Below are 20271 nucleotides of genomic sequence, written 5' to 3'. Positions count from 1 at the left end.
CCATGGCCGTCCCGAACACACTGGCGCGCTGGGAGAAGTTCCGCCAACGTGAGCGACTCACCTGTGAGGTGGTGAGCCCTCGCGACCTGATGCGGATGAGCGTGGAGGAGCGTGAGGACTACAACGACCTGCGCCTGCGCGTGATCGCTCAGGACCGGGTGCTGAAGACCCCTGACTTGCACCGACTGGAGGTCATGCTCGCGGACCTGCTGGCCGACCAGATGGAGGACACCTCCGTCGCCAAGCACATGCTCTCCGTCTCTGGCCGCTCAGGCATGGGAAAGAGCACAGCGGTCCAAGCCCTGGGGCGTTCCTACGACCGACGTTGGCGCAGGCAGCAGGGACGCCAGGACGATGTGGAGTTCGTGCCCATCGTCTACGTCGGTGTCGAGCCCGCGACCACTCCCAAGAGCCTCATGCAGTCCTTGGCAGCGTTCTTCAACCTCCCTCAGTATGACCTCGCGGTGACCAATCGCATGACCCAGAGCCAGACCGGATTGGCCCAGAGCGGAAGGAAGGAGCCCAACGAGGTCCTGATGCGTGATCTGCGGCCGTTGGCAAGGATCACTGCCGGCGACTGGTTCCGGATCACGGATCTACGCGCACGACAGCATGGTGACGTGCTCGTGGGGTGCTTTGGTGCCCAGGTCGTGTCGATCTACCACATCGTCGGGTGGGAGCAGCAGCCCGATCAGACCATCCGGTTTGAGGTGAAGCCGGCGACTGAGTGGTCGGCGATGCTGGGGACCGGGCAGCCGGGTGGCCCGTGGAAGCAGGGCGAGGCCCGCGGCTCGAGGTACGTCGACAGCGAGAGCTACCGTGAGCGCTACGAGCGGCCGACGACGACGGGGCGGGACACCGCGGCGTGGAAGCGGCTGACTGGCGAGCTGGCACTGCGTCACCAGGGACTGATCGATCGTGACCCGATCCCGGTGGAGTCGGTGGATCACCCTGCGCACCTGACGGTGGAGTGGCCCGGCATCCCCCCAATCGGTCTGCAGTTCACGTCGACGGGGATCTTGGAGATCGAGGTCCCGCAGGGGTTGCGGACCCGGGTGGTGCACGCCAAGGACGTGACGGCGTCGGATCAGCAGATTGCCGCGAAGCTCGGGGTCTCCGTCAGCACGGTCCGGCGGTGGAAGCGCCGCTAGCAGGCCGGCAGAGCCGGCTGCAGAGGCTCGTCGACGTGGTCTGCGTGCTCGATGCCGGCGGCGCTGTGGACGACGCTCTGGCCGCGCTCCAGGGCGTCGCCGCAGGTGATGCAGACGCCGACGCCGTGGTCTTCGATGGTCTCCAGGACTCGGATGGGTTGGGGGGCAGGTGACGTGTTCACACCGAGACAAGGTGCAGCGCTGTGACCGTCAGCCGGCGTCCCATTCCCGCAGCACTGACATGAAGTCCTCATAGGCGGCGTCGGAGCGTTCATCGGCGGCCGCGCACGCTTCCCACCAGCCTGGGGTTGCGCCGGCCCGCTGGTGGATCTCGGGCAGCAGGAGGGCCAGCTCGGTGATCGGGATCTGGAGTGCTTTCGCCAACTCTTGGGGTGCGCAGTGCCCGAAGTCCGGGTCTGTGTAGCGGGTCATCAGGGGGCTGGTGCGCGTGTGGTCGATGGCTGTGCCGTGATCGGTCATGACCGTGAGCCGGCCTTGGCCGATGGTGATGTCGGTGTTGGAGATCTTGAACAGCGGAACCAGGAACTCTTCGCGCTGGTGGTCATCCCTGGGCCAGAACAGGACCAGCCCGGCCAAGCGGTGGTCGGACCGCTTCACGAGCTCGGCGACCTGTTCGACCTGATTCACCATGTTGCGGCCGTAATGCTCGGTGGGGGTGATCACATGGACGGTGGAGTGGTCACGGATCGACGCGTACACCCGATCAAGTGCCACCGTGGCCGTCCCGTGGTATCCGCCGAACGGCAATGGTTGGTCGTGGCTGTGGGTGTAGGGGGCGCCAGCACGCAGGTGCTCGGCAGCGCTGTCGCCGCGACGACGGATGTCCAGGGGGTCGGTTGCGCGGCCGCGGAGTCGATCAAACCATCCCATCGTCGGCCTCCTCCCTGCGGTGGCCGGCCAAGTCGCGGAAGTCACGAACCGTCCAACCTTCCTCGCGCAGCTCCGCGAGCAGCTCGTCGGAGGGCACGCGCGGGGAGGTGCAGTTGATGACGACGACCGCGTAGCCGCCCTCGGCATAGTCGTTGTGGAAGGGCAGCGCCGGCGCGTGTTCGACGTACTCGACGACAGGGGTCAGCTGGGCGCCCAAGAGTGCCTGGCTGAGTTGGCCGGGGATGAAGCGGTCTCCCTTGGCCGGGGGGAGGGCGAAGGCGACACGTTCGGCGATGAGAGCAGCCTCGAGTTCGGCGTCGACCTTGAAACGCGGATCGGGTGCGTAGAACAGCTGGACGCGGACGGAGGCGTGGAAGCCGGCCGCCAGGGGGGTCTGGTCAGTCATGAGATCCATCGTGGCATCCCTGACAGACAATCCCTGGGTCGCCGGTCAGCTGGAGGTGTCGAGGATGTCGGTCACCTCGGCGTCGGGTGCGCTTGGGCCGAAGTAGTTGAGCTCGAGGTCGCGGGCGAGGAACTCGCTGAGGCCTTCGTCGCCGGAGTTGATCCATGCCAGCTGGGCCTCACGCATTGCCTGAGGGTCGAATCGTCGGCTGACCACGCGATTGCGGACGTCGTTGCTGATCCGGGAGTTGAAGCGGATCTTCAACGACGTGGTCGTGTATGCACGGTCCATGGCGGCATCGTTGCCGGCGAGGCTGGTGGCGCGCACCTCGCGTCTGATCTCTTCTTGGTGCGCCTGCTTGGGTCGTGATTGGCCGGTCAGCCAGCGGCCGATGGTCCGTCCCGACACCCCGAGTGCTCGGCCGGTGGCTTCGCGGTCGATGCCGCCCTTGGCGTTGCGGGCGGCGATGAACTCCAGCTGGCCGCGGATGTCGCGGGAGCCGGGGAGGTCGGTGGGCCGCTGGTCGTGGGCGAACAGGGCTCCGATCGAGGTTCCGCTGTCGTGGCCGCCCACCCAGGCGGGGCGTCGGCTCTCGGTGCGCTCGGCGGCCTGGAGCGCCTGGAGGCCCTTGGGGCTGTGCTGGCCGGCCAGCATGCGGCGCACGGTGTCGCGGGAGACACCCAGGCCGCGGGACGCCCCGTGGATGCTCGCGGAGCCGTCCTCGGTGGTCTTGAACAGCGCGTTGATCCGGTCGCTGATCGAGGGCGTGTCGGCCATGGCTAGTCAGTCCACGTGGTGCCGTGATCGGTGATGAGGCGCATCACAGACACCGGGCGGGGTGCGTTCTGGTTGGCGGCCAGTGCGTCGAGCCAGCGGTCGACTGCGATGTAGCCCTTGGGCTTGAACTTGCCCAGCGACTGGCTGGTGAGGGAGTCGGTGTCGGTGCCGGGCCACACGTCGGCGGGGTCGGTGGAGGCGCCCAGGTACACCACGGCGTCGGTGTCGCCGATCGCGACGGGGATGGGGTGGGCGGGGTTCTTGTCGTGGAGCCGTTGGACGGCTCGCAGCGTGTTGGTGGTGTGGTAGCCGACGATCTCGGCGCGCCAGTGCGGGTAGTACCGCTGGGCGGGCTGCAGCGGGTCCCTGCCGTTGGTCTGGGCGAGGGCGCCGATCCCGCCGGCGTACATGCCTTTGAAGGCACGAGTAGCCACCAGTGCTTGGGCGTGGGGGTCGCCCTCGTGGGCGAGGCGGTCGAGCGCGTCGCCGGCTTCGCGCATGGTTGCTTGCCACTGCTTGAGCTGGGGGCGGCTAGCGGCAGCTGGCCAGGTGTAGGCCTCGAGGATGTCGACGTGGATGCCGTTCTCGAGCAGCCACGCCAGTCGTGCGTTGCAAGTCCACCCGGAGACGCCGGCGGGGTTTCCTGCCGGGTTGAGAGCGTCGAAGCCGCGCAACCAGGGCAGGGGTTGTGCGGGGAGGGGGCCGAGTCGGTAGAGGCCGGCGACCTTGCGGTCGAAGTCGGTGCCCTGCGGGTGGTGGGTCGGGTCACCGCTGCCCAAGACGGCGTTGCCGGCCGAGGCGAGGTAGGAGCGCCGCCGGTCGAACACGTGCGCGAAGCCGGTGCCGTGTTCGGCGAGGAATGCTTCGACGGCGTCCTGGTCGAACCACTGGGGGTTCGCGCCGGCGTCGTTGAGCTGGATGTCGGGGATGGCGACAGGGGGCATGCCATCGCTGGTGGCGTAGGCGATCGACTGCAGGCCCGTCTGGCTGGGGGTGACCGAGTAGGGGAACTTGACCGTCCGGCACCACAAGCCCAGTCGCTGGGCCAGTTCGCCGGCGTCGGGATCGCCCATCAGCAGGGAGTCGTAGCGCCCATTGCCCCACGTCATGCCGGTGATGACCGCGCTCTGGTTGCCGCGGTACAGCTTGATCCACGGCTTCTCGTCGGCGCCGGTGACGTGCCAGCCGGCCGCAGTTGCCGCGGTGAAGAACGGCAGCTGCCGCATGGCGCGCAGTGTGGCCTCGGCCTCGTCGATCGACTCGATCGCGACAGCGGGGAGTCCCAGCCGGTCGCACACGGCGGGCGCCAGCCAGATGCGGCCAGCTTCGGGGCGGTGGTTGCGGTTTCCGCCCCAGCCGATGCGGTTGGTGGTGGCCCACTCGACCAGGTCACCGGCGTGGCTGACCTGGTCGGGGAGCTCGATGCGGGTGCCGTTGGTCAGCCATGCGGCGTCGACGTCGAGTACCACGCTGTCGCTGACGAAGCGTTCGCCGTGGGGTGCCGGCGGCGTGCTGGGGGATGGCTTTGCGCTGGGCAGGGTGACCGGCTGCGCACGGTCGCCGACCTTGCCGGCGCACTCGCCCATGTGCAGCGGGAGGTCCGCCAGGGCGCGACCGGCCGGCTCGCCGCACACCACGCAGGGCTGGTGCTCGGGCAGCGTGACCCACGTCTCGGTGGTGGCGCTGACCTGGCGTTCGGCTCGTTCGGCGCGGGTGGATCCTTGCCAGCAGGCCGAGTGGATCGACAGCCCGTCCACCGTCAGCGCAGCGGGTTGGCCGCACAGCACGCAGGGCTGGCTCGGGGCCAGGGCTGCCCAGCCCTCGTGGCCGCCGCGGTCGAAGAGTCGGGTCGCGGACATGGCTTGGTTGGTCTCCTTACGCGCGCCATGCGTGAGATCACCTGTTACACCTGTTACACCTGTTACAGGCGTAGTCACCGGCTCATTGGTACCTGTTGCAGTTTGGGGGGGTTCCTGTTGCAGGGCCTGCTGGGGGCCTGTTACAGGCCCTTCGGGGGTGTCGTCGGTGGGGTCTTCGAGCAGTTCGTCGGGGATGAAGAGCCGGTAGCAGCGGATCAGCTTGCGGCTTGTAGCGCCCCGGCCGAGCTGCAGGAGGGACTGGAAGGTGGTGCCGCGGCCCTTTTTGGCGGCGCTCGTGGAGCGGACGAGGACTTGGTCGGCCTCCAGCTGCTTGGCCGCCAAGGACAGGTTGATGTCGGCCTCCTCGCCCATCCGCGACCAGGTGGCCGGGAGGACGCACACCGAGCCGTCGCGGTCGATGATGCCCAAGATGGTGGCCAGGATGCCGTGCCGCGGCATGGGCTCGGCGTGGGAGTCGCCCACCGTGCGCGCCTCGGCGTTCTCCAGGTAGTCGTCGATCCGGGGCCACGCGCCTCCCGCTGCGGCTCGCACCGCGGCACGACCGGCGAGGGGCCCACCATGGCGGGACGACTCAGCGCACGCGCGTTCCTGGCGGCCGTGCTCGACCACGGCAGCTTCCAAGGGTGGGACGCCCCCATCCCGCTTCGCGACGGCATCAGCCAGGACTACCGCGCGGCGCTGTCCGCGGCACGCAACGCCACCGGCGAGGACGAAGCGGTCATCTCCGGCACCGGCCGCATCGGCGGCCACGCGGTCGCGGTGATCGTGAGCGAATTCGGCTTCCTGGGCGGCTCCATCGGCGTGGACGCCGCCAATCGCGTCGAGGCGGCGGTCCGCCGCGCCACCGCGGAGGGACTCCCTCTGCTCGCGGCGCCGGCGTCCGGGGGCACCCGCATGCAGGAGGGCACCCTGGCGTTCGTGCAGATGGTGCGGATCACGGCGGCGGTCGTCGACCACAAGAACGCGGGCCACCCCTACCTCGTCTACGCCCGCCACCCCACCACCGGCGGCGTGTTCGCGTCCTGGGCGTCGCTGGGCCAGGTCACGCTCGCCGAGCCGGGAGCGCTGCTGGGATTCCTCGGGCCGAAGGTGTTCGAGGCGCTGCACGGCGTCCCATTCCCGCGCGGCGTCCAGCAGGCGGAGAATCTCGCGCGCCGCGGCCTGGTCGACGACGTGGTCGGGCTCGCGGCGCTGCCGGGACACCTCGCGCGGGTGCTGAACATCCTCGACGTGCCGCAGCGTCCGGTCGCGGTTTCCCCGGGCACCTCGACGCCGCCGCCGGCGTCCACCCTTGCCACGGCCGGTGCGCACCCCGAACCCGAGGCCGCCTCGGGCGACCCGACCTGGGACTCGGTGCTGCGCACCCGTCAGCCCGGACGTATCGGGCTGGAGTACCTGCTCCGGCACACCGCCGAGGGATTCGTGCCGCTGATGGGGACGGTGCTGGACGCCCGCCACTCCGGCATCGTGGTGGGGCTGGCCCGGCTCGCCGGCACGTCGTGCGTGATCGTCGGCCAGGAGCGCGACTCCCAGCGCGAACACACCCCGCTGGGGCCAGATGAGCTCCGCGCGGCGCGGCGCGGGTTCCGGCTGGCCGGCGAGTTGGACCTACCCCTGGTGACGGTCATCGACACCCCGGGCGCGATCCTGTCGGCGGCCGCCGAGGAGGGCGGGCTGGGCGGCGAGATCGCGCGCTGCCTGGCCGACCTGCTGGCGCTGCGCTCCCCTATCGTGTCGCTGCTGCTGGGCGAGGGCACCGGCGGCGGGGCGCTGGCGCTGCTGCCCGCGGACCGCGTCCTGGCCACCGAGCACGCGTGGCTCGCGCCGCTGCCGCCCGAGGGCGCCAGCGCGATCACCCACCACGGCGACACCTCCTTCGCCGCCGACCTGGCCCGCCGGCAGCGCATCTCGGCACGCGACCTGGCCCGCGACGGCATCGTGGACGCGATCATCCCCGAGGTCGCCGACCGCGACCGGTTCGCCGCGACGATCGCCCACGGCCTCGGCGTCCAGATGGCCGCGGCGTCGGCGACCCCCTGGCAGGAGCGCCTCCCCCGCCGCACCGAGCGCTACCTCCGCTGAGCGTTCCCCGGCCGGCGGGGCCAGATCCTGGACGCCGAGCCGAGTCCTGGAGGCGTCCGGCCGAAGTCCTCGGCGGGGTAACTCGAAGTCCTCGGCGGTGAGACTCGAAGTCCTCGGCGGGCTAAGCCGAAGTCCTCGGCGCGTGTCTGCGCCGAGGACTTCGGGTTACGGCGTCCAGGACTCATGTCGTCGGGGCGGTTGTGCCGGAGACCTCGACCAGGCCCGTGCGGAAGGCGTCCCAGGCGGGGCCGGGCAGCTGGGCGCGCCACTCGGCCTCGATCCGCTCGAACAACTCGTGGACGACGCGCTGGGCGTCCTCGCCGCGCGGCGTCAGCTGGACGAGGTGAGCGCGGCCGTCAGTGGGGTGGGCGGCGGCCTCGACGTAGCCCAACTCGATCATCCGGGCCACCTGCTGGCTGATCGCCTGCTTGCTCACGCCGCTGAGCCCCACCAGGTCCGCCGGACGCTGCGGCCCGCCCTGCAGCCAACGCAGCACGTTGGACGAGTGGGCCAGGCGCAGCTCCGCGTGCGGCGTCTGTTCGATGAGCGCCTGGAAGCGGTCGACGAACCGCGTCAGGGCGGCGTCCAGCAGCGCGGGCAGCGGCGGGCCCGGCAGCGGGCCGAGCTCCGAACCGGCGACCACAGGTGGAGCGGCAGGCGCCGGCGCGCGCCGGCCGTCGGCCCCGTCGCCCCTCTGGCCACGGCCGTTCGCACGCCCTCCACGCCTCGCGGACCCCTTCATCATCGGCTCCCCTCCCCCAGCCCGGACGAATTTAGTCTAGCCCCTTGACTTCCGGGTAACACCAGCTCAGACTGAAGTCGTCTAGCCGCTTGACCATCAAGGAGGCGCACCATGAACACCCTGCTGATACTGGTCGGATCGCAACGTCCCGACGGCTTCAACCACGCCCTGGCCCGCGCGGCCGAGGCGCTCCTCGCCCCGGGCTGGCGCGCCGAGACCTTCGACGCCCTGGCCCTGCTCCCTCACCTCCGCGAGGACCTGGACGAGCCCGGCCAGGACGCCACGCTCGACCGCTTCCGTGACGCGGTGCGACGCAGCGACGCGATCCTGTTCGTCACGCCGGAGTACAACGGCGGCCCGCCGAGCCTCATCAAGAACGCGCTCGACCACGCGTCCCGGCCGCGCCGCGACGCCCCCATCGCCGGCATGCCCGCCGCGGTGATCGGCGCCACCCCCACCCCCGGCGCGACGGCCGCGGCCCGGGAGGCGCTGATCCGGGGCCTGGCCATCGCCCACGCGGCACCGGTCGAGGCGACGTTCGGCGTCGCGGAGGCTCATCTCCACCTGGACGCCGACGGCTACGACGCCGCGGTGCGCGCCGGCCTACGGCCCGTGCTGGACGCCCTCCTGGCCGCCGCCCACCGCCCGAGCCCCACGCGCGACGACCTGGTCGCCGCCTAGCCGAGGGAGAGCCGCATGTACGCCATCGTCCGCCGCATCACCCTGCCGCCCGACCTGTCCGAGAACGACGCCCGCGACCTCGACCACTTCCGCCGGGTGCACGAGAGCCGCCCCGGCTTCATCGGCGCCCTCGAGATCGAGGAGGACGGCGGCCGCCGGCTGCTGGTCAACCTGTGGGAGTCGCGCGAGGCCGCCGAGGCCGGACGCCGCACCGTCGCCCCGCTCGCCGCCGCCCACGTCGTGCCCCACGCCACCGAACCTCCCGAGCTGGTCGCCGTCGGCCCGGTGCGGACCGGCCTCGCCATCAGGGCCCGGTCGTGAGCGCGGACGGCCTCGGAGCGGCAGCACCGCCGCCCGGTGCGGGCGGCGACGCCTCGATCTCTCGCCGGTCGATGCTGGGTCTATCACCCATCTAGCACGGACTGCCGTCCCCGCCGGGGGCTCTCCCTGAGGTATCCCTGATTGCCCTATGACGGCCGGGAATGACCCCGCGTTCGTGTCAGGCTCGAGGCAGGACGGGAAGCGATGACGCAGCCGTCGACCCCGTGGCCAACAAACCCCCACACCCCGAAGGAACGAAGACATGAACGTGAAGCCCAGGAAGGGGCGCATCGGCCTCATCATCACCGGCATCGTCGTCGGAGCCATCGCCCTGGCGGGCGGCTGGACCGCGGTGTCGTTCACCAGCGACAACGGACCCGCCCCCTTCTCGCTCCCCGACACCCCGGCGGCGACCCTGTCCTCCGTCGACGGGCAGTGGCAGACGACGGGTGGCGAGGTGGGCTACCGTGCGAAGGAGGAAGCGTTCGGCGTCAGCCACGAAGTCGTCGGACGCACCGACCAGGTGACGGGCACCGCCACTGCCGAGGGAGGCGCCCTCACCAAGGCGACCGTGACCGTGCCGCTCACCGCTTTCATCGTCAACGGCAAGCCTCATCCCGCGACCAGCACGGTCGTGGACGCCGAGCGGGTACCGAACGCGACGTTCACCGCCGAGGGCATCGGAAGCCTGGAGGACAGCAAGCCCCTGGAGGTGACCGGCACCCTGGCGTTCAACGGTCAGTCCCACCCCGTCACATGGACCGTGACCCCCAAGGCGACGGCCGCAGACGAGCTCGCCCTGCTCGGCACGACCTCCATCGACGTCACCCAGTGGGGTGTCACGCCGCCGTCCGAGGGCGGCATGTTCTCCATCGAGAAGCAGGTCACCTTGGAGTTCGTGACCTCCTGGAAGCGCTGATCCACGGCGAAGGGCCGGCACCGGGCGGGTGCCGGCCCTTCGCCGTGCCCGGTCGGGCCCGCGCGGGGCCGATCGGGCGTCGGGATCGGAAAGGATGCCTCAGGCCAGCGGCTGGACGGCGCGAAGCAGCCAGCTGACCGACCAGCCCGGCCCGCCGTCGGCGCAGTGTGCGCGCCCGACCAGGCCGAGCTCCTCGAGCCCCTCCAGCGCGACCCGGGTCGACCCTGCGCGCCAGCCGAGCACGTCCTTCAGCGCGCGGACCGAGAACGGGCACGGCAGCTGCAGCGCCACGCCCAGCAGGGTGCGTTCCAGAGGGGTCAGCGTCGCCACCTGCTCCCGGGCCAACTGCACCGGCAGCCCGCCGACCTTGTCGAACTCGAGGCCACGGAGCTGATCGTCGACGAGATGCGCCCACAGGCGGCCCGGCGACATGGACGGATCGGGGATCCGCGTCGCCACCGCGCGCAGCAGTGCCGGGATGCCGGCGCAGACACCGATGATGCGGGCGAAGGCCGGCCCGTCGATCATGTCGCGGTACTTCGGCCCCAGCAGGCGGAGCAGGAAGGCCTTGCTCTGCTGCCGGTTCAGTGGCTTTCGGTGGATCCGCACCGAGCTCTCCGGCGGCGTCACCATCCGGTGGCCGGTCACGACCACCAGGGAGCGGGGGTTGATGGCCAGCAGCGGATCCACCTGCTCGGCGTCCACCGCATCCTCCAGGACGAGGACCACCGGACGATCGGCGAGCGCCTCCTGATAGCACCGCTCGATGCTGCCGCAGACGTCGGTCGGCTGGCGCAGCACCGACAGGATGTCGGTCATGACGCGATGCGGCGGGATCGGCCTGTGTTCCTCGTCGGCGAGCGAGGCCAGCACGCGCGGGCCGTCCAGCGGCCAGGCTCGGGCCACGGCCACCGCGAGCGTCGACTTGCCGAGCCCCGGCATCCCGGTGACCGACACGGTCGGGACCTGCCGTGGATGGGCGGAGCGGAGGTGATCGACCCGGGCCGCGAGTGCCCGAAGGTCCGGCCCGTCCAGCTCCGCCCCGGCCACCGGCGGCGGCAGCGGCGACGCCACCACCGGGGGCGGGTCGAGGACGACCGTCGCGGCGGCCGGCGCCGGAGGAGGTCCGGGAACGGACGCGTCGTGCGACACCGGGGACGGCCGCGCGGGCCGCCACCCCGGCTCCTCGCCCCGGAGCAGTGTCACATGGAGATCCATGACCTCGCGGGAGGGATCCAGGCCGAGTTCGTCGCGCAGGCCGGCCTCCAGCCGGTGGAAGGCGTCCAGCGCCTCGGCCCGGCGTCCCGAGCGGTGCAGCGCGAGCATCAGCTGGGCGCTCAGCGGTTCGTGGGTGGGATTCTCCCGCACCAGCCGCTCCAGCGAGGGCAGGTACGACTGGTGCTTCCCCAGCCCCAGGATGGCCGCCCCCAGGTCCTCTGCGACGGACAGGCGGGTGTGGTCGAGCGAGGGCAGCAGGATGTCCCGCAGTTCGGGGGTGACCTCCGTCAGGATGCACCCACGCCACAGGCCCAGCGCGCCCGTCAGTGTCTGCTCGGCCCGGTCGAGCTCGCCTGCGGCGAGCTCGCGATGGCCCTGCCGGGCGAGCGCGGTGAACTCGGCGGCGTCGAACCAGGCATCCGACCGATCCAGGTGGTAGCTGTCGCCCTGCCGATCGATGGCGGGGGCCTCGCCGAGCACGGCGCGCAGCCGCGACACGTACGTGTACACCTGCGCCTTCGCCGTCGCGGGCGGCCGCTCGCCCCAGAGGTAGGCGGTCATCGCCTCGTCGGAGACGCGCTGCTGGAAGAGCAGCGCCGTGAGAACGCTTAGGACCTTCGCTCCGCGGATCTCGACGGGGAGGCCGGCGGAGTTGGTGATGGAGATGGGTCCGAGTAGAGCAACGCGCATGCTTCCTCCGCGTCTCTTGGGCTGATGTCTCGCTGCGGGTCCGGTGGGTGGTGTCTGCCACGCTAACAGCGAAGAATCGCCCGCGCTGGGAAGCCGCGAAAATTCAGTACACTATGTATCGAAGCTGGTCGCAGGGCTTCGTCGTGCTCTCGCTCAGGCTCTCACCGCCGTCACCAACGTGAACAGAACGCCGCCTGCGGCCCCCCAGCGGCCCTCGTAGCGACACGCGACCGTCCGGTCGGCCAGCACGTCCACCGCGAACACACCGCCCTGCTCCACCGTGACGCGCGCCTCGTGAAAGTCCAGCCAGCGCCTCTCCAGCGGCCACCAGGCCTTGAACACCGCCTCCTTGGCACTGAACACCAGCCGGTCATGGGCGCCGGTCCCGAGCCGCTCATCGGTCCGCAACACGTGCTCGATCACCTCGGCAGGCAGCGGACGGTCCGGTTCGGCGTCGATGCCGATCCCGAGCACCTCCCCGCCGGCCCAGCCGACGGCCGCGGCGCGGAACCCCGTGCAGTGCGTGAGGCTGCCCAGCACTCGGTCGGGCCACACGGGCGCCCGGTCCTCCCCCACCGGGAGCGGCACGGGGGACGCCCCCAGGCGGCGCAGCGCCTGCCGCGCGCAGTGACGGCCGGTCGCGAACTCGGCGCGCCGCCCGGCGACCGCGCCCTCCACCGCGGCCCGTTCCTCGTCGAACAGCACCACCCCGGCCACGTCGCCGCGCGTCTGCGACGCGTGGAACCCCGCCGGGAGGAGGTCGTCGAGCATCACGCGGGAGTCCCGACGAGCGAGCCCGCCAGTTCGGCGGCGATGTGGTCCACGACGCCGGGCCCGTGCTCGGTCAGATAGAAGTGCCCGCCGTCGAAGGTTCGAACCCCCGCCAGCGGCGCGTACTCCCGCCACCGCAGCAGGTCCGCCGGCCCGACCAGCGCGTCCTCGCGCCCGCCCAGCACCGTCACCGGCACGTCGAGCGGCTCGCCGGCGCCGATCCGGTACGTCTCGAGCATCTCGAAGTCCGCGCGGATGATCGGCAGGACGAGTCCCAGCAGGTCCGGATTGGCGAGCACCTCCGGCGGCGTCCCGTCGTAGGAGCGCAGCCGCTCGATCAGCACCCCGTCGGACGCCGCATGCAGGGCCTCGCCCCGGCCGGCGTTCCGAACGGGAGCCGCCATGGCCGACAGGAAGAGCCGGCACGGGAGGGGGCCGCCGCGGTCCGCGAGCACCCGCGCCGTCTCGAAGGCGATCAGTGCTCCCATGCTGTGCCCGAACAGCGCGAAGGGGCGGTCGACCTGGGCCGCGATCGCGGCGGCGACCCGGCCCGCCACGAGGTGCATGCGGCGCAACGGTGGCTCGCCGAACCGGCGTCCGCGCCCCGGTAGCTCGACCGCCCGGACGGTCATCCAGTCCGGCGCCCAGCCCTGCCACTCCCGGTAGCTCAGCGAACTGCCGCCCGCATGCGGGAGGCACAACAGCTCGCACTGAGCCCCGGGAGCCCGGTCGTCCAGGATCCAGTCAGCAGCTCGGTTCATAGGTACGCGCTCCTTCGATCCTTCCGTTCTCGATGCGCAGGAGCCGATCTCCCGCTCCGAAGTAGCGGTCATCGTGGGTGATGGCCACCACGGTCTTGCCGCGTTGTTTCAGTTCGGGAAGCAGTTCGCGGTAGAACACCTCCTTGAAGACCGGGTCCTGGTCGGCGGCCCACTCGTCGAACAGGCAGATGTCGCGGTCCTCCAGGAGGACGCAGACGAGCGCCAGCCGCTTGCGCTGCCCCGTCGACAGCTTGGTCGTCGACCACGTGCCGTCCGGCCGCAACCGGACCCGGTCGGCGAGCTGGAGACGTTCGAGGTAGTGCTGGACGCGGTCGGCGTCCCCGGCTCCGGGCAGCCCCACGAGCGTCTCGAACACCTGGAAATCGGCGTAGATGGCCGAGAACAGCGACCGGAACTCGGCCAGGTGCACCTCGTCGACCGGCGTCCCGTCCACCGCGATGCGACCCTCCTCGGGTAGGTAGAGGCCCGTCACCAGCTTGGCGAGCGTGGTCTTGCCACTGCCGTTGGGCCCGCTGATCAGGACCACCTCTCCCCGCTCGAGGGTGAAGTCGAGCGGGCCGAGCACGAAGCGCTCGTTGCGTGGCCCCGGGTAGGTGTGGTGGATGCCCTCGTAGGAGATGCGATCCCAGGCCGCGAACGCGCCCGTGACCGGCGCCGCGCCCTCGTCGACGCCCTCGCTCAGAGCCGCGGCGCGCCCCCGCATGCCCTCCAGGGCGACGGCCCCCTTGGCCAGCGTCGGCACCCAGGTCAGCACCGCGTCCAGGCTCGACACGGCGAACAGCAGCACGAGCACCGTGCCGGAGACGACCTCCCACGGCAGCCCCAGCGGCCCGAACATGAGGACGCCCAACAGCGCGTAGAAGACGAGCTGGCCGCTCGCGCCGGCCCCGAGGAACAAGGTGAGCCCCGTCACGCTCTCGCGGCGGTGCACCTCGGCGGTGCGGTCGAGCATGCGGCCCGCGATCAGCCGGCGCCGCTCGGCGTTCAGCTTCAACTCCTTGACCCCCTCGGTGACCTCCTTGAACGCCGTGAACAGCGCGTCCTGCTCGATACGGGCGGCCGTGAGGTGCCGGGTGCCGCGCACCGACCAGGCCAGATACAGCGCCACGCCCAGCGCGATCGCGATCGCCGTGGCGAGTCCGACCAGGGGCGAGACGACCAGGAGGTAGACCAGCGTCACCGTGACGAACGCGGCCCCGGCGATCACGAGAGGGATGCCCGGCAGCGCGTTGGCGACCAGCACCACATCGTCGGCGAGCGCCGAATAGACGGACGCCTGGCCGACCTCCTCGACGCGCCGCAGCCGGGCCCCCAGCATGGCGTCGATCAGGTCGCGCCGGAGCCGCACGATCGAGCGGTGGCTGACCCGATGGACGATCGCCTGCGCCACGGTCCGGGTGGTCACGCTCGCGACCACGACCACCGCGAACAACCACGGCAGGGAAGCCGGGATGACGCCGTTGGAGCGCAGCCCCTCGTTCACCACGACGATCAGCCCCGCCCCCAGGGCGCCCCCGAGGACGCCGAACACTGTGGCGAAGGCGAAGTTCCGGGGGGCCGAGCGCGCCAGGAACCTCAGCAACTCAACCATCGGCCCGCGCACCCTCCTCGAGAAGGGCCCTCAGCTGGGCCTCGACCTCGTCGTCGGTCAGGTCCTCGACATCGTCGGCGGACTCGGCCCAGCGCTGGACGCTGAACGCGGCCGCGCCGGCGACCGGGCTGTCACGGCGTTCCCGGACCGCGTCCGCGACGCCCGCGACCGTCGGGTCCTCGAAGAAGTCCTTCAGGTCCAGGTCCACCGTCAGTTCCGCCCGCATCCGGGCACCGATCTGCACCGCGGCCAGCGAGTGGCCGCCGAGGGCGAAGAAGTCGTCATGCACCCCCACGGGTTCGACCCCCAGAGCGGCCTGCCAGATCTCGGCGATCACGCGCTCCTCCTCGTCGCGCGGCGCCACGAACCCGGTGTCGAGGTCGGGCCGCGGATGACGCTCGCCGGAGGGCTCCGTCGCGAGCGACTCCACCTGGGCGCGGACCGCCGCCGGGGTGATCGACCGGCCCAGGTCGCGCAGCGTGCCGACCTCCAGGCTGGTCGCGGCCACCACGTCGGGGAGCCGCCCCTCGTGGAGGAGTCGCCGCAGCACGCTGGACGCCTCAGCTGCCGGCATGCCGTGGGCGAGCCGCCCGAGCGGGGAGGCGCCCGCATCCGAGCGCAGGCCGTCGTCCCGGGAACGCGCCGCGGCGACCAGACCGTCGACCTGTCCCACCAGGGCGGTCACGTCGTTGATGCGCTTGATCGAGAAGCCGCGGAACTGCACCAGAAGCTCATTCTGGCTGGACAGGATGTCCATGTCACAGCTCATGGTCTCCCCGCGATCCTCTCCCTCGGCGATCCGCACGCGGCAGCGCAGCGCTCCGGTGAGCGGCGCCAGGTAGCGCAGCGACCGGTAGGTCAGCGGCAGGTAGTAGACATCGGTGGCCCGCACGCGCGCCGCGGCACCGGCCACGTCGAGCAGCGCCGGATGCAGCGCGAAGGTGCCCGTCTCGGTGGCGTACGGCTCCGGCAACGCAAGGTCGATCTCGAGCCAGTCGCCGTCGAGGCGGATCCGTTCCAGGCAGCGCCAGCGCTCCCCGAACGCGAACGTCAGCAACGTGCCCGCCTCGACGGCGTCCAGTCGGAGCCGGCGGGCGATCTCGTCCTGGTCGACCAGTTCCTCGGGCCACTCCGCCGACCAGCCCGCCGGACGCCTGAGGGCGTCCACAGGCGTGGGGGCCGGCGAGAACCGCCCGGTGGCGTGCTCGGCCCACCGGCCTTCGTGGCGGCTGCGCACCACGAAGGTGCCACCGCCGGCGTCCTCGACCAGCCTGAGTTGCAGGGTGACGCTGCAGCCGTCCGGCACGATGACGGGCTGCAGGAACAGCACGTCGCCCAGTTCGAAGGGCTCGCCGGGCCGGTCGAGGTGCAGTGCCGCCCGAACCATCTCGAGGTACGCCGTTCCCGGCATCAGGCCGTGACCCTGCAGCCGGTGCTCGGCCAGCATCCAGTGGTCATCGGTGGTCAGTTCGGCCTCGAAGATCGAGGCGCCGTCACCGTCGGTGGTTCGGCTCTGCAGCAGCGGATGCGCGACCGGTTCACCGCCGGTCAGCGCGGACGCCAGCCCACGCGCCATGCCGAGCCCGCGCCAGGTGTCCCAGGCGATGGCCGTCGCCGGCAGCCCCGCGCGTCGCGCGGCGGCGGCCCACCCCAGCTGATAGCCGTTCGCCGCGGCGTAATCCGCCTGACCCGGGCCCCCGACCAGCGCCGTCACCGACGAGGTGACCCAGAAGAAGTCGAGGTCGGTGCCGACGGCGTCGGCCACCGCGTGCGTGCCGAGCGTCTTGGGGGCGAGCACCGAGGCGGCAGCCTCGTCCGTCCTGGTGAGCATCACACCCGCGGAGGGCACGCCGGCGGCGTGGATGACGCCGCGCAGCGGGGCATGGGCCGACAGCACCTCCACGGCGCGCCGCACCGCCTCGGCGTCCGTCACGTCGGCGGCCAGCGGCACGATGGTCGCCCGTTCGGACAGCAACACCAGTTCCTCCGCCGTCCTTCCCCAGTGCGGGTCGCCGCGGAGTTCGGACCACGCGCTACCCGCGGGCGGGACCCGGCGTCCCAGCAGCCCGACGACCGGGGCGCCGGCGTCCACGAGCTCCCGGGCGGCCGACAGCCCGACTCCGCCGAAGCCACCGGTGACGAGGTAGGCGCCGTCGGGACGCACCAGCGGCCGCGCCGGGCCCGCCGGCACGGTCTCGAAGTCCTGGCGCCACGCATGCGTTCCGCGGATCGCCAGCGGGCCGGGGACCTGTGGATGCGCGAGCACCCCGGCGAGCGCGGCCAGCGTCCCGGACGCCGGATCGTCGTCGGCCAGGTCGAGCGCGCGGCAGGTCAGGTGGTCGAACTCCTGACCGACGACGGCCGCGGCGCAGGCCAGCGCCGTCGCGACCGGGTCGATCACTTCGTCACCCACGACGTCGTGCGCGCCGGCGGTGATCAGCTCGATCCGGATCGGGGACGTCTCGGCGGCACGTCCGGCCAACTGCCTGACGCACGTGACCAGCGCCTCCACGGCCGACGCGGCGTCCTGGGGCCCCTCTCCGCGGGATGCGATCATGACCACGGTGCTCGGGGCCGCAGCGTCGGTGTCGGTCGGGAGCGCACCGCGCAGCCGCCGGGCAAGGGGCGAGTCGCCCTCGACGTCGAACGTGGCGGGCGCCGCCGCGCCGCCCAGCACGACTCGCTGCCACGTCGGCGCCGCGACGCGATCCTCGACCGGACGCTCGGCCGCGGGCTCCTCGTGGGACGGGGTCGCTGCACCCGGCTCGATCCAGTGCCGCCCGGCCTCGAACGGGTAGCCGGGCAGGCTGAGCGGCGGGCCGACCGGGGCGGCGACCTCGACGGGGACGCCCGCCGCCCAGGCTCGGCCGACGCCCTCGAGGAACGTCACGTCGTCGCGGACCGGATTCTTCGGGTGCGGCAGGGTGCCGCACAGCACGCGGCCGGCCCCCAGCGCGGCGTGCCCGGACGCGAACGAACGCAGCGTGTCGCCCGGCCCGAGTTCGACCAGGACGGCGCGCTCATCGGCGAGCACCCGCGTGAGGCAGTCCTCGAAGCGGACGGTGCCCCGCAGATGCCGTCCCCAGTACTCGGGGTCCATCGCCTGCTCGGGTGTGGCCCAGTCGCCGGTGAGGTTGGAGCAGTAGGGCAGTTCGGGGGCGGCGAGCGCCTCCTGCGCGACGCGCCGGGCGAACGCCGCGGCCGCGGCGTCCATGCTGGCGGAGTGGAAGGCGTGCGAGGTGCGCAGCGCCGATGTCGTCCAACCGCGCCGCTCCGCCCGCCGGGCGTAGGCGTCGATCTCGTCGGCGGGCCCGGACACCACGCACAGGTCGGGCGCGTTGATGGCCGCCACGCACAGCGCGGGGGGAAGCTCCTGGCCGACGACGGCGGCGGCCGCACGGACCGCCAGCATGGAGCCAGTCGGCATCGCCTGCACCAGCCGGCCGCGCTCGGCGACGAGCGCCACGGCGGCATCGGGGTCGAACACGCCTGACAGCGTCGCTGCGACCAGCTCGCCGACGCTGTGGCCGATCATGCCGATCGGTCGGACGCCACGGGCCAGCCACGCCTTGGCGAGCGCGTACTCGACGGTGAACAACGCGGGCTGGGTGATGCGGGTCTGGGCCAGCATCGCCGCCGCCTCCTCGTCCGAACGGCCGGCCAGGAGCAGGTCGCGCAGGTCGAGGCCGAGGACCCCGGTGAGGAGGTCGGCGCACCGGTCGACCGTCTCGGCGAAGACGCGGTCGGTGCGATGCAGATCTCGCCCCATCCCCGGGTACTGGGCCCCCTGCCCGGGGAACAGGAACACGGCGCCGGCGTCCGTACGGGCCTTCGCCGGTGCCGGCGGCACGGACGCCAGCCGGCGCACCGCCGAGTCGGCATCGGTGGCGACCACGGCCGCGCGGTGCGGCCGTGCGCGGCGGCCGGCCAGCGTGGCCGAGACCCGCTCCAGGGGCGCCTCCCCCGTCAGGGCGCCGGCCAGCCGCTCGCCGTACCGCGTGACGGCGTCCGGGGCGTCGCCGCTCAGCAGCAGGAGGCTGGGGGCTTCCGGGGCCGCGACGGTCGGCGCGGCGGGCGGCTCCTCGAGCACGACGTGGACGTTGGTGCCGCCGATGCCGAAGGCGCTGACGCCGGCGCGCCGCGGACCCCGGGGACCCACCCACGGGCGGGTTTCGCCGCTCACGGTAAACGGTGTGCGCTCGAGTTCGAGAGCGGGGTGGGGCTCGGTGAAGTGGGCGATGCCGGGCACCCGCCCCTCACGCACCACCAGGACGGCCTTGATGAAGGACGCGATGCCCGCGGCGGCGTCCAGGTGGCCGATGTTGGACTTCAGCGCTCCCAACGCGCAGGTGGCCGACGACGCATCGCGTCCGCCACCCAGCGCCTGGTTGAGCGCGGTGACCTCGATGGGGTCCCCCAGCGCGGTCCCGGTGCCGTGCGTCTCGACGTACCCGATGCTGGCCGGGTCCACCTGGGCGACAGCGATCGCTTCGGCGATCACCTCGGCCTGCCCGTTGACGCTGGGTGCCGTGTAACCGACCTTGTCGTTCCCGTCGTTGTTCACCGCCGTTCCCAGCACCACGGCGTCCACGCGATCCCCGTCGTCGAGCGCGTCGGCGAGACGCTTGAGGACCACGACACCCACCCCGTTGCCGGGGACCGTGCCGCCTGCCGCCGCGTCGAAAGGGCGACAGTGGCCGTCGGCGGACAGGATGCCACCCGGTACGAAGCGGTAGCCCTCCTCCAGCGGGCTGGAGATCGAGACGCCGCCGGCGAGCGCGATGTCGCACTCGCCCGCCAGAAGGCTCTGCGTCGCCAGGTGCACCGCGGTCAGGGAGGTGGAGCACGCCGTCTGCACGGTGAGACTGGGGCCCGTCAGGCCCAACCGGTGCGAGGTGCGGGTGGCGAGGAAGTCCTTGTCGCTGGAGAGCAGCACCTGGTAGGGCCCGACCAGGTCGACCACGTCGGGTCGAGTCGTGAGGTTGGTGAGCAGGTAGGAGTTCATGCTCGCGCCGGCGAAGCAACCGATCCGACCCCCGCCGGCGGCCGGGTCGATGCCCGCATCCTCCAGGGCGTGCCACGCCTCCTGCAGGAACACGCGGTGCTGGGGGTCAAGGACGTCGGCCTCGCGCGCCGAGAACCCGAAGAACGCCGCGTCGAAGCGGTCGGCGTCCTCCAGGACGCCCTTCGCCGGAACGATGTGGCCCTCGGCCCCTGGCCCCTGCGGGACCGGTTCATCGCCCAGCCGCCGGATCCCCTCCTCGACGGCCAGCAGTCGCCGCCACAGCGCTGGGACGCTGTCCGCCCCGGGGAACCGACCGGCCATGCCGATCACCGCGATGGCGTTGGGGTTGATCTCGCTGCTCATG

At 72.0% G+C, this 20271-nt stretch carries 16 protein-coding genes; 5 read left to right on the top strand and 11 right to left on the bottom strand.

The window, feature by feature from the left end; genetic code table 11:
* Nucleotides 1–2: 2 nt before the first annotated feature.
* On the top strand, nucleotides 3–1151 hold the full coding sequence (locus PCC79_RS08260) for an AAA family ATPase (RefSeq protein WP_342373542.1): 1149 nt from the start codon (nucleotides 3–5) through the stop codon (nucleotides 1149–1151).
* Here the strand turns inward: PCC79_RS08260 and PCC79_RS08255 are convergent.
* Genes PCC79_RS08255 through PCC79_RS08235 form a run of 5 tightly spaced genes read right to left on the bottom strand, consistent with a single transcriptional unit; the run spans nucleotide 1148 to nucleotide 5636 of the window.
* Complete coding sequence (locus PCC79_RS08255) at nucleotides 1148–1333, bottom strand: hypothetical protein (RefSeq protein WP_342373541.1); 186 nt, start codon at nucleotides 1331–1333, stop codon at nucleotides 1148–1150. The two genes, PCC79_RS08260 and PCC79_RS08255, sit on opposite strands and share 4 nt — an antisense overlap.
* A 28-nt stretch (nucleotides 1334–1361) precedes the next feature.
* Nucleotides 1362–2042, bottom strand: coding sequence for a hypothetical protein (locus PCC79_RS08250; RefSeq protein ID WP_342373540.1), 681 nt, complete (start codon nucleotides 2040–2042; stop codon nucleotides 1362–1364).
* Nucleotides 2029–2448 carry a hypothetical protein gene (locus PCC79_RS08245; protein WP_342373539.1) on the bottom strand — a complete coding sequence of 140 codons (420 nt, stop codon included), beginning with the start codon at nucleotides 2446–2448 and terminating at the stop codon, nucleotides 2029–2031. The genes PCC79_RS08250 and PCC79_RS08245 overlap by 14 nt, the downstream gene beginning before the upstream one ends.
* Nucleotides 2449–2493: 45 nt before the next feature.
* Entirely contained in the window at nucleotides 2494–3225 is a 732-nt protein-coding gene (locus tag PCC79_RS08240) for a hypothetical protein (RefSeq protein WP_342373538.1), read from the bottom strand.
* A gap of 2 nt (nucleotides 3226–3227) precedes the next feature.
* Nucleotides 3228–5636 (bottom strand): hypothetical protein, encoded by a 2409-nt coding sequence (locus PCC79_RS08235; RefSeq protein ID WP_342373537.1) that lies wholly within the window; start codon nucleotides 5634–5636, stop codon nucleotides 3228–3230.
* 27 nt (nucleotides 5637–5663) lie between these two features.
* On the opposite strand from PCC79_RS08235, the gene PCC79_RS08230 reads away from it, so the two are divergent.
* A complete protein-coding gene (locus PCC79_RS08230) occupies nucleotides 5664–7187 on the top strand; it encodes a carboxyl transferase domain-containing protein (protein ID WP_342373536.1) in 1524 nt (507 codons plus the stop codon).
* 181 nt (nucleotides 7188–7368) lie between these two features.
* Here the strand turns inward: PCC79_RS08230 and PCC79_RS08225 are convergent, their stop codons facing one another.
* Entirely contained in the window at nucleotides 7369–7830 is a 462-nt protein-coding gene (locus tag PCC79_RS08225; protein ID WP_342373535.1) for a MarR family winged helix-turn-helix transcriptional regulator, read from the bottom strand.
* Between the two features lie 210 nt (nucleotides 7831–8040).
* Here PCC79_RS08225 and PCC79_RS08220 point away from each other — a divergent pair, with 210 nt between their 5' ends.
* From PCC79_RS08220 to PCC79_RS08210, 3 genes are all read left to right on the top strand, one after another.
* A complete protein-coding gene (locus PCC79_RS08220) occupies nucleotides 8041–8610 on the top strand; it encodes an NAD(P)H-dependent oxidoreductase (protein ID WP_342373534.1) in 570 nt (189 codons plus the stop codon).
* 15 nt (nucleotides 8611–8625) lie between these two features.
* Nucleotides 8626–8931, top strand: a complete 306-nt coding sequence (locus tag PCC79_RS08215) for a hypothetical protein (protein ID WP_342373533.1) — start codon at nucleotides 8626–8628, stop codon at nucleotides 8929–8931.
* 262 nt (nucleotides 8932–9193) lie between these two features.
* Complete coding sequence (locus PCC79_RS08210; protein WP_342373532.1) at nucleotides 9194–9850, top strand: YceI family protein; 657 nt, start codon at nucleotides 9194–9196, stop codon at nucleotides 9848–9850.
* 99 nt (nucleotides 9851–9949) lie between these two features.
* Here the strand turns inward: PCC79_RS08210 and PCC79_RS08205 are convergent, their stop codons facing one another.
* From PCC79_RS08205 to PCC79_RS08185, 5 genes are all read right to left on the bottom strand, one after another.
* Nucleotides 9950–11758 (bottom strand): AfsR/SARP family transcriptional regulator, encoded by a 1809-nt coding sequence (locus tag PCC79_RS08205; RefSeq protein ID WP_342373531.1) that lies wholly within the window; start codon nucleotides 11756–11758, stop codon nucleotides 9950–9952.
* Nucleotides 11759–11911: 153 nt separating this feature from the next.
* Entirely contained in the window at nucleotides 11912–12529 is a 618-nt protein-coding gene (locus PCC79_RS08200; protein ID WP_342373530.1) for a 4'-phosphopantetheinyl transferase family protein, read from the bottom strand.
* Nucleotides 12529–13290 carry a thioesterase II family protein gene (locus PCC79_RS08195; protein ID WP_342373529.1) on the bottom strand — a complete coding sequence of 254 codons (762 nt, stop codon included), beginning with the start codon at nucleotides 13288–13290 and terminating at the stop codon, nucleotides 12529–12531. Before PCC79_RS08195 ends, PCC79_RS08200 begins: the two co-directional genes overlap by 1 nt.
* A complete protein-coding gene (locus PCC79_RS08190; RefSeq protein WP_342373528.1) occupies nucleotides 13274–14902 on the bottom strand; it encodes a cyclic peptide export ABC transporter in 1629 nt (542 codons plus the stop codon). The genes PCC79_RS08195 and PCC79_RS08190 overlap by 17 nt, the downstream gene beginning before the upstream one ends.
* Entirely contained in the window at nucleotides 14895–20270 is a 5376-nt protein-coding gene (locus PCC79_RS08185) for an SDR family NAD(P)-dependent oxidoreductase (RefSeq protein ID WP_342373527.1), read from the bottom strand. Before PCC79_RS08185 ends, PCC79_RS08190 begins: the two co-directional genes overlap by 8 nt.
* Between the last annotated feature and the right edge of the window lies 1 nt (nucleotide 20271).

This window comes from Propioniciclava soli, assembly GCF_038502305.1.
Taxonomy (GTDB): Bacteria; Actinomycetota; Actinomycetes; order Propionibacteriales; family Propionibacteriaceae; genus Propioniciclava; species Propioniciclava soli.
Note: the sequence above shows the minus strand (reverse complement) of the source record. Positions and strands in the feature narration are given on the sequence as shown.

Bases quoted from the DNA above. Each gene is read 5' to 3' on its own strand.
- PCC79_RS08260 (WP_342373542.1), top strand. From the start codon at position 3: ATGGCCGTCCCGAACACACTGGCGCGCTGGGAGAAGTTCCGCCAACGT.
- PCC79_RS08250 (WP_342373540.1), bottom strand. From the start codon at position 2,042: ATGGGATGGTTTGATCGACTCCGCGGCCGCGCAACCGACCCCCTGGAC.
- PCC79_RS08245 (WP_342373539.1), bottom strand. From the start codon at position 2,448: ATGACTGACCAGACCCCCCTGGCGGCCGGCTTCCACGCCTCCGTCCGC.
- PCC79_RS08240 (WP_342373538.1), bottom strand. From the start codon at position 3,225: ATGGCCGACACGCCCTCGATCAGCGACCGGATCAACGCGCTGTTCAAG.
- PCC79_RS08230 (WP_342373536.1), top strand. From the start codon at position 5,664: ATGGCGGGACGACTCAGCGCACGCGCGTTCCTGGCGGCCGTGCTCGAC.
- PCC79_RS08220 (WP_342373534.1), top strand. From the start codon at position 8,041: ATGAACACCCTGCTGATACTGGTCGGATCGCAACGTCCCGACGGCTTC.
- PCC79_RS08215 (WP_342373533.1), top strand. From the start codon at position 8,626: ATGTACGCCATCGTCCGCCGCATCACCCTGCCGCCCGACCTGTCCGAG.
- PCC79_RS08210 (WP_342373532.1), top strand. From the start codon at position 9,194: ATGAACGTGAAGCCCAGGAAGGGGCGCATCGGCCTCATCATCACCGGC.
- PCC79_RS08205 (WP_342373531.1), bottom strand. From the start codon at position 11,758: ATGCGCGTTGCTCTACTCGGACCCATCTCCATCACCAACTCCGCCGGC.
- PCC79_RS08200 (WP_342373530.1), bottom strand. From the start codon at position 12,529: ATGCTCGACGACCTCCTCCCGGCGGGGTTCCACGCGTCGCAGACGCGC.
- PCC79_RS08195 (WP_342373529.1), bottom strand. From the start codon at position 13,290: ATGAACCGAGCTGCTGACTGGATCCTGGACGACCGGGCTCCCGGGGCT.
- PCC79_RS08190 (WP_342373528.1), bottom strand. From the start codon at position 14,902: ATGGTTGAGTTGCTGAGGTTCCTGGCGCGCTCGGCCCCCCGGAACTTC.
- PCC79_RS08185 (WP_342373527.1), bottom strand. From the start codon at position 20,270: ATGAGCAGCGAGATCAACCCCAACGCCATCGCGGTGATCGGCATGGCC.